This window comes from Trinickia diaoshuihuensis, from assembly GCF_003390925.1.
Classification (GTDB): domain Bacteria; phylum Pseudomonadota; class Gammaproteobacteria; order Burkholderiales; family Burkholderiaceae; genus Trinickia; species Trinickia diaoshuihuensis.
Window position 1 is genome coordinate 1 of sequence record NZ_QUBS01000020.1, and the last position, 6,565, is coordinate 6,565.

At 58.7% G+C, this 6,565-nt stretch carries 6 protein-coding genes and 2 pseudogenes; 1 reads left to right on the plus strand and 7 read right to left on the minus strand.

Going from position 1 to position 6,565, the window contains the following annotated elements:
- Window positions 1-85 precede the first annotated feature (85 nt).
- A pseudogene (locus DXT59_RS31045) lies at window positions 86-1,321 on the minus strand (adhesin); the annotation flags it as partial.
- A gap of 499 nt (window positions 1,322-1,820) precedes the next feature.
- Here DXT59_RS31045 and DXT59_RS04530 point away from each other — a divergent pair.
- The gene (locus DXT59_RS04530) at window positions 1,821-2,048 is read left to right on the plus strand and encodes a SymE family type I addiction module toxin (RefSeq protein ID WP_116135738.1); all 228 of its coding nucleotides are present in this window, start codon (window positions 1,821-1,823) and stop codon (window positions 2,046-2,048) included.
- A gap of 56 nt (window positions 2,049-2,104) precedes the next feature.
- On the opposite strand, the gene DXT59_RS04535 is transcribed toward DXT59_RS04530, so the two are convergent.
- From DXT59_RS04535 to DXT59_RS04570, 6 genes and pseudogenes are all read right to left on the minus strand, one after another.
- A complete protein-coding gene (locus DXT59_RS04535; RefSeq protein ID WP_116135739.1) occupies window positions 2,105-2,434 on the minus strand; it encodes a colicin immunity protein in 330 nt (109 codons plus the stop codon).
- A 6-nt stretch (window positions 2,435-2,440) separates the two neighbouring features.
- Window positions 2,441-2,626: pseudogene (locus tag DXT59_RS04540) on the minus strand (colicin E5-related ribonuclease); the annotation flags it as partial.
- 164 nt (window positions 2,627-2,790) lie between these two features.
- Window positions 2,791-3,015, minus strand: coding sequence for a hypothetical protein (locus DXT59_RS04550; RefSeq protein WP_116135741.1), 225 nt, complete (start codon window positions 3,013-3,015; stop codon window positions 2,791-2,793).
- 1 nt (window position 3,016) lies between these two features.
- Complete coding sequence (locus DXT59_RS31050) at window positions 3,017-3,841, minus strand: hypothetical protein (RefSeq protein WP_240324400.1); 825 nt, start codon at window positions 3,839-3,841, stop codon at window positions 3,017-3,019.
- 121 nt (window positions 3,842-3,962) lie between these two features.
- The gene (locus DXT59_RS04565) at window positions 3,963-4,367 is read right to left on the minus strand and encodes a hypothetical protein (RefSeq protein WP_162877949.1); all 405 of its coding nucleotides are present in this window, start codon (window positions 4,365-4,367) and stop codon (window positions 3,963-3,965) included.
- Window positions 4,367-6,430 (minus strand): DUF637 domain-containing protein, encoded by a 2,064-nt coding sequence (locus DXT59_RS04570; RefSeq protein WP_476718427.1) that lies wholly within the window; start codon window positions 6,428-6,430, stop codon window positions 4,367-4,369. Before DXT59_RS04570 ends, DXT59_RS04565 begins: the two co-directional genes overlap by 1 nt.
- Window positions 6,431-6,565: the final 135 nt, after the last annotated feature.

Sequence of the window (6,565 nt, forward strand, 5' to 3'; positions counted from 1 at the left end):
GGAAACGAAGTGGCTCCTTTATGCCGAAAACGCCCCGGCTCCTTTATGCCGGAAGCCCGGTGGCTCCTATATGGCGGAAGATGACAGTCAGCGTTCCCGTGTTGACCGTCAGCGAACCGCCCGAAGCGATCGTGCCGGTGTTCAGAACGCTGCCACCGTTATCTTTGTCGCCGAAGTTGAGCTTGATGCTGTCGCTCGCGACGATGTTCCCGTCAGCCGATAGCGCCGATGTGTTCGCAGGCAAGTACACCTGCGGCATGAGCGCCGTGACTGTCGGACAAGCCAGCGTGCCCGTTGCAGCACAACCCGGCTCCGGGACCGTTTGCTCTACGTACCACAACATCGGCTGCGTCAGTTCGCCGATCTGTTGCTGCGTCAGCGCCTGCCCCAGTCGTATGTCGTTTGCCTTCGCGTACTCCATCGCGTTGGCATACAGGACGAGTTTCTCTTGATCGGTTACCGACAGCTGTTGCTGACTATCTGTCGACAATCCATTGACGAACGTCGCCTGCCCCGTCTGCTTCAGGGCCTGCGTTTGCAACGCCGCATCTTCGGCTTGCGGGTTGTAGTAGAACAGCGTCGTGCTCGGCTGAAGATTCGAAGGCAGGTTCGCCAGCAGCAACTGTGGCGTGACCGGATCCAAGCTCGTTCCTGTGCCGCCAAGTACGTAGCTCGGCGTCGCAGTGCCGCTGCCAGGTTGCGTCACCTGCGCGCTCGACAGCGATTGCCCCCCAGCGTCGCCGGAATGGACAAGTTAAGTCCGCCCGAAGCCGGGGCGAGGCTAATCACTTGTGGCGGCTTGCCCACCAACGGCGTATACGTGTTTGATTTTGTGATGCCGTTGGCCAGATTCGTTCCTGTCAGCGACACGGACTGTCCGATCACGTTCCCGACATTGACGATTTGCCCCCCCCCCCGACGTAATCGACAAGTTCGGCGCCTGGATCGTCGAAGCGATGTTGCCGACCGGCGTCGGGGGATCTATCACTCCGCCTACGTTCGTATAAGCACTGCCATAAAGCGCCGTACATTCCGCGGAGCTGCCGCAGCCCCAAACTTCGTGCGTCGCGTCGTTTTTGAAATCGCCTCGGTCCTGAATCCAGTGCGAATGCCAATAGGCGTTGAGCGTTTGTGCTTGATTGACGACGGGACCGGCAACATTGATCGTGGCGTTGACGCCGGCGGTAATCAAGCTGCCCACGTTCGTCAAGGTTCCAGCTTGGATATTTAGCGTATTGCCAGCGCTGATAACCGACGAATCGCCCGATTGTTGGTCGACGTAGCCCTCGCAATAGCTATCCTTGTAGCCTCCAGCAGTCATGCATCCGGAGTACTGTTCAATCTTTCCGTAGTTCTGATGCACTTGCACCGGCGGCGGCAAGGTATTCGTCACCGCCCCGGAGACATTCAATGAAATGTCGTTGCCTGCAAGGATATTCCCGGACGTGTTGGTCAGCGTCTGCGCGGCCGTTGTCGATCCCGCGCTCGTGCCGACACCCGACACCACGATGTTGTGGCCAGCGATCAAATTACCGTACGTATTGCTGATCGTGCCCGCTGAAATCGTCAGGTCGTTGCCGGCGATGATCGATGCGTTGTCTTGTGTGTAGCTAAACGTCGATGTATTCGGGTCATTGCCGAGCGCCCTTGGATGAAGGGCCAATCGTTAGGACTACATATTTTTTAATGCAATCGAATATCTAACATCACCGCTCAGAGGAGAACGACTACCCTTCCATCGCCGTAAACGCAGCGCGGGCCGCAAGTGCTACCAACACTCACGACCCGCTGACCACCATCAACTCAGTACAGGAGTCGATATGGCTAACGCCGATAGTAAAGCATTTGACGACGCTCATCCCTCGCGCAGCGTCACGATTCAGCAATCGCCGCGCTGGCGACCCTACTCGCCTCGCCGACGGCCCGCACCGCCTCTCGTGCCTTGGTTCAAGCTCTCCGGCCGGTGGCTCGAGCAAGCCGGCTTCATGCCTTACCAACGGCTCAAGATCGAAGTCCAACACGAGCGGCTTGTAATCACACCTGCTTGAATGGCCTCATAAGTAATGGCCCCGGCCTGAGCCGGGTTTCACCCTCTCGATATCAATCACCAGCCGCTTATCCGCGGGGCCGTCACCACGAAGACATCGTGAACTTGGCTCTCTGAACGAATGAATTCAACCGCAGCTAAATTGTTTTGCTCGGCAGCGCTGACTTCAAGGGGCGGCTCGACTCCATCCCATATGCAATCGAGCCTCGCTTCGAATCCGGGGAAATGCCATATACCCCCTTCAATGCGAGCGATAACCAAACCTCGTTGGGCAGCCTGCTCACAGACACCTATCGCAGCGTCAGTAGATAGTTTCATCACAACGCTGCCACCGAGTGCAAAGAAGTCACTAGGTGAATCGTAACGTCGTTGGAGATCAATGGTCATAGCGACTCACTTCCACGTAATTCGGCTATCGGGAATCCAACCAGGATCATTTTTCCCGCTCACCTGGACAACCTCTCCGGTCCGATCATTTACCACAACATAGCCGGTCTTTGAACCATACACGGACGCCGGGTCATTCCTCCGTACACCATCTGGAGTCTTCGCCGCAGACCGGTTATCCGTCGTCGTTCCTACTGGGGCCTTGGTTCAAACTCTCCGGCCGTCGGCTCGAGCAAGCCGGCTTCATGCCTTACCGACGACTTAAGATCGAAGTGCACCTCGGCAAGCTCGTCACCACGCATGCATGAGGAACTCTGGAGGGAATGCATGCGGTCAACCCCGGGTTATCGTCACCTCTAGGTTTCGCCCTGCATATTTTTACCTTTTGCTGCTTGGACCGCTTCCAGCCAGTCTCGCCACTGGGCTGGATCGTTTGTACTGCCATCAGCCCATAGAGTTTGGGATATCCCGCTCAATAGTGCTGCGATGTCCTCACTTTGTGCCCCTCCTCGCTCGTAATAGCGATCAAGGAAGATCAACATCGCGCGGAAGGCTTCCGTAAGCGTCAATGAATCATTCATTTCAAGTTCCCGGCCTCGTAGGTGAGGCCAACCCTGTTTGCGAATTAAATGACTTTGGCGTTTGGTTAATTCCACCGTAGCTAACCTTACCACCCCTGATACCCACCCACGTCTGGGTTCCGTCCGGATTCGTTTTTGCCGCCCACGTGGTGCCGTACTTGTCCGTTCCTAACACGGCCGACGGATCGTTCGCGACGCTTTCGAGAAGCTGGCGATTGGCCGGAGTATCACTGATGTGTCCGTCCGAATCGCGGAAGATGTGTCCAGCTCGTGAATCGTCAATCTGAATGTTCCCATTGCCCGTCGAAGAGCCTTGCCCACGTGCGCCGCTTCCAGTGTCATCGCCACCGTTACCGCTAGCCAGCATCGCATTCGGTGGAGTACCGCCGGTTGCTAGCGGCACAGTTTGTCCCGAGCCAATCCCCGGTCCCCCCGCAGGGGCCAGATTGGGGCCAGCCGGCGGCAAGCCGTCCCCGGCTCCCATGACGGCGCTTAGACCATTCGAGATACCTTGAGCCGCCAAGGACCATGGGGATTGCGACATGGTCTGCTGTGCGCCGGACTGCACCAGCCCTCCAAACTGGGAGACCCAGCGACTGATATCGCCAACCGGATCGCTGTAAGTCCATTTCACCCGGTCGATGAAGGCGTTAGCAGCATCGCCGATTTGGCTCAACACCCCACCTTTTTCGGCGCTATTTTTTACGTCCTGAGGGGCACCGGAATTGTTCAGCGCCTCGTTCTGCGCCGCCGTCGCTCCGCCCTGGGCGTTTGCGCCCGCCAACCCAGCCAGGCCACCGCCCAGCAGCGTCGCAAAGCCGGCCAACGCGGCCTGCTGGCCCGGATCAAGAGTGGCACCCGTCGGATCGATCGCCTTGATGAAGTCCGGCGAGAACGCCGCACTAGCCGCTCCGCCAATGGCCCCATAGGTTGCTTACGATAAGCACCTATTCGAATTCGATGGTGAGCGCCGCGCCTTCACCGTACTGGAATCGAAACGTCTCGAGTACCGTTTCCGCCAATTTCGATGTCAGCGCAGCGGCGAACACAGCATCAACCCCATCAAGGTAAAACGAAAACCGGCACCCACCGCTATTCTCTTTCCATGCAACGAAGACGTCTTCGCTCCCAGTCTTCCAGAACTGGACATTGGATATAGCTCCGGAAACGACCTGCCCCACAACATCCGTACCAACGATCTCCTTTTGATCACCTTCCTCAGTCCAGGTTGTTATCCTGGAATTGTCGGGATGCGCAAGCGACACACCGAGCCCTTCTAGCAGAGCAACGACCAACGGGAACGCTTGCTCCAGCGTCTCAGGAATAAGTACACAACACACAGGCTTCGCCATCATCTGCTCCCAGGGAATATCTTCACATTACCTTCGCCGAGTATTCTAGTTGCAAGGTTAATGGCCGATTGAGGTGTACCTTCAGCGAAGTACGCCTGGGCAGAGACTCCGCGTTGGGCTGCAATCGCTTGGTAGATGCGAAGCTCTTGTCCTAACTTGCCAAGGTTGTTGGCCTTCGCCGGGCCACCGACGGCAACCAGGTCACCGTTTGCTGCCACAACATCGATGTCCGTAGACCCCAGCCCAGGCACCGCTACCTGCTCCCCAGACGTTGAGCCGTTGACTATGTTGGCGACAGTCGTTTCTCGCGTCTGTCCCACCTGACGCGCTGCATCGCCTGATGTACTTGCCGTTGGGCCCTGATTAGTTGCTCTCGCTCCTGAGCCGCCCTCCAATTCGCTTTCCCCATTGTCGCCACCTTTCGACAAATGGGCGTCGCCAGGCATCCCTGGCGGTGCAGGAACCACTTCGCAAAAAGGCGGATCGCAAATCGTTACGGGCGCAGCACCGGTTGACGGCGGACTTCCTCCGTTGTGCGGCGGAATTTGCCCTACTACCCCTTGTGCGATCGAAGTAGCCGTTGAACCCGCCACCTGTACCATCGGGTTCCCCGGCAACCAAGGCATAACGGTATAGAGGGCAGAGAGTGCGGCGGCCGCAAATCCTCCGCTTTTAAGGGCGTCGGCAATATGGGCCTGGCTAGCCGTGTCGTTATTTAACACCTCGTTCTGCGCCGCAATAGCCCCGCCCTGTGCATTCGCACCAGCCAACCCCGCAAGGCCACCGCCAAGCAACGTCGCAAACCCCGCCATCGCTGCCTGTTGCCCAGGGTTCAGATCGGCACCCGTCGGGTCGATCGCCTTGAGCAAATCCGGAGAGAACGCCGCACTAGCCGCCCCGCCAATCGCCCCTCCCGCGCATCCCGTCCCTTCAGCCGCCGACTCCGCACCCCCCAACGCGCCATGCAGCCCGATATACGCCACTTCTCCGCCGACATCGCCCAAGTCCGCGCGCAACCCCGGCGCAGCTTGCCCAATCGCATACGCGCCTGCCGCAGCCAAGTCGCTAACCGCGTCGTGCTCGAGATTTCCAAGTAAGCTCCCTCCCCCGATCGCAGTCTGAACACCCGCAGAAATCGCAGCGTTAGCGCCAAGCGCGAGCAATTCCTCCGGCAAACTCGTCGCGGCCGCGGAACCCGCCTGCGGCACCATCGCACCGCCCACCGCCTGCACGCCCGACAACATCGCTAGCGAACTAGTCGGCCCTCCAATCGGCAACGGCTGAGTCGAGAAGCCCACACCCGTCGTCGAGTTGTAGTTGATCCCGTTGGTCAGACCCGCCGTGATAGCTGCAATCCCCGCCGCCTCGAATGCGCTTCCGAAATTCAAACGACCTGTCGCCGCGAGCTGCGACACTGCGCTCGTCGTGAACCCCGCAATTGCTGCGGACAAGACGGCATTCCCTAGCCCAGCACTCGCGGTCGCCGCCGCAAAGGTGCCTCCTTCCGCACCCAGCGTCGCGCCAATTTCTATGCTTGCCGCGCCGGCGGTCATGATCGACACCACGACCTCGAACGCAATCATGGCGATATCGCTAAATCCGAAGCCGCCTTGGGCCGTGAAGCTCGTGTGGAGGTTGTCACTCAGCGACGTCTGGGTGAAATTCCCCCCCAACTGTTGCTGTAACGCGGTGATCAACTGCTGCGTGCCGCTTTGATTGATCGTCCCGTCGCTATTCAACGTTTGCAGCGCGCCGCCGATTTGGTTCAGCGTCTGCACGTTCAGGTTCATGTTTGCCGCGCTCATGAACCCGCCCGGCTGCACCGTCGTGCCGGTCGTATCCTCGTACCCCGTCGCTTGCAGGTATTGCCAGATCTGACCCACGTCGACCTGGTTCGCACGGTTCGTCAACGTATTCGTATTGACGGTCAACGTATCGGATGCGGCGATGTCCCCCGTATTCAGGATGCTGCCGTTACCGTCCTTGTTGAAATCGAGCGTCACGTTTTGGCCGACGATGTTCCCGTCCGCCGACAACGCGCCCCAGTTTTCCGGCAGATACACCTTCGGCATTAGCGCCGTAACGGTCGGACATCCGACGACGCCGGTAGACCCCCGGCGTCAGAATAGTTGTCGTGTCGTCTGAATCTTAGACGAGGTCCGGGGGCGGTAGAATCGGCATGAATGAAAGCCTACTCA